2 protein-coding genes are annotated in these 2069 nt (G+C 45.2%); both read right to left on the reverse strand.

Annotated elements, in window-relative coordinates; all coding sequences use genetic code 11:
- Positions 1–67 precede the first annotated feature (67 nt).
- The gene (locus F6K20_RS35815; RefSeq protein ID WP_071103835.1) at positions 68–868 is read right to left on the reverse strand and encodes a PilN domain-containing protein; all 801 of its coding nucleotides are present in this window, start codon (positions 866–868) and stop codon (positions 68–70) included.
- Between the two features lie 4 nt (positions 869–872).
- Entirely contained in the window at positions 873–1976 is a 1104-nt protein-coding gene (gene pilM, locus F6K20_RS35820) for a type IV pilus assembly protein PilM (protein ID WP_287297993.1), read from the reverse strand.
- Positions 1977–2069: the final 93 nt, after the last annotated feature.

Consider the following 2069-nt stretch of genomic DNA (forward strand, 5'->3'; position numbering starts at 1 on the left):
TCAGTAGGATACTCAGGCTCTTCCTCCTGACCTTCAACACTCATAAAGTCGTCATCAGTAGCATAGGTCATTGTTGAATCACTCCTTGGGATTGAAGGTTTCTAATCCGAGTCACTAATCCTACTGCTCCTTTACGGTCTAACTCTTTTAATATCTCAGAAGCGGGGATATCACTCAGTTGAGTTTTAATAGTATATTCTACCACTTTTGGCAGGGTATATTTTACCTGAGTTACTAATTCTTTTTGACTCTCAGGAATTTCTAATTTGGTGGGATTATTGACTAACTGAGCTTTGATGAGTTGAGTGTCATTTTTGTCGAAAAAGGAAGAATTCTGTAGCGTCAGCAAAAAGTAATTCACATCATCAAAGGTTCGAGCTGTACCGGAAATATCCAGCTCAATTCTAGGTCGTGAGTTAGCGTTAGACTCATCCTTAGAAGCATTTTTGTCAGTGACTTGCTGTTGCTCGATGTCTTTAATTTGGACTCCGGGGGGAGTGCGCTCACGAATGTCCTGTAACATCGCTGACCAAGGCTTAATTTGATTAAAGACACTGGCAAGAGCATTAGTTTCGTCGTTGACCAGCTTGAGTTCCTTGTTTAGCTTACTAATTCGTTGCTTTTGTGCCCCCAAGGCTGCCAGTTTCTGGTCAACATCAGCAATTTCTTCCTTCAACCGGGCGTTTTGATGTTGGAGAACCACCCAAAAACCTCCCACCAATCCAGGTAGGATTAGACCCACTGCAGCTCCAATCAGTAGAGGGGTCATTTCCCCTAGGGCCATCCCTGGTCTAGCCGCTCCATCCTGAACGGACTTGATCTCCTCAGGATTTCGGTCTTTTAAAAAATTAATATCAAGACTATACATAGTGCTATACCTCTCGTAATCCTAATCCAAGCACAGTTCCTAAGCTCGGTCGTTGTACCATCGGAATATCTTTCTCCACTTCTAGAGAAAGAGCCGCCACGGGATCCACCTGAATCGTGGGCAAGCTTAACCGTTGGGTGAAAAATTCATCAAGTTGTCCGATACCACCCCCAGGACCAGCTAGTAGGAGTTGGGCTACTTCTAGATTGTCCATCTGATTGAGGTAAAAATCGATAGAGCGCCTTAGTTCATCAGCAATTTCTCCCAAGACTTGGATCAGAGCCACCATCCCTGGATTTACTCCCGTCGAGCCGGTGCGCATGCCATCAACTGGGGTACTGGGAATAGTCATCCCCTGCAGGAGTTCAGTGTTTCTAGAGGCTGGTAAATTCATCGCCCGTGATAGAGCACTCTGAAGTTGGTAGGTACCAATGGGAACAGTACGGGAAAACTGCGGTACACCATCTACAATTATCGCAATTTCAGTACTATCAAATTCAATATCTACCAGAACCGCTGCCTCTTGGGAAGGAAATTGACGCAGTTGTTCTCGGATCGTCCGAATCAGGGCAAAACTATTAATTTCGAGTACATCTACTTGTAACCCTACCTGCTCAAAGGTATCGAGATAGCTATCGGTGATTTCTTTACGAGTAGCCACCAGCAGGACTTGCACCTTTTCGATTCCATCTTCATCCACAAAGAAGCCCAGCTTCTGATAATCCAAATCCACTTCTTCCCGGGGATAGGGCAAATATAAGCCAGCTTCATGGTTTAGTACCATATCCCGGAGCTCGTTATCATCTAGCTCAGCAGGAATCGGAATAATCCGGATTACTGCTTCCCGCATGGGTAAAGCAGTCGCAACCCGCTCCACTTTCACTTGACTTTCCTGTAGGGCTTCTCGAATCAGTTCCGCTAAACCAGGGGAATCAACAATCTGTCCTCCTTCCCAGATCCCTTCTGGAACCTCATGAGCATATAGGGTGGTAGCTTTGAGGCTCTGACCTTGCCGCTGCAATTGAGCAATATGAATTCGTTCTGGGGCTAATTCTATACCAACACCTTGCTTACACCGGGAAAATAAATTTTTCAAACGGTTAACCATATCTAGCAAAGGGAGTAGGGAGTAGGGAGTAGGGAGTAGGGAGTAGGGAGTAGGGAACTTGGGCTCAAAAATTTTCACAATTGATTGATTTAG

It is taken from the genome of Moorena sp. SIO2C4, from assembly GCF_010672485.1.
Lineage (GTDB): Bacteria > Cyanobacteriota > Cyanobacteriia > Cyanobacteriales > Coleofasciculaceae > Moorena > Moorena producens.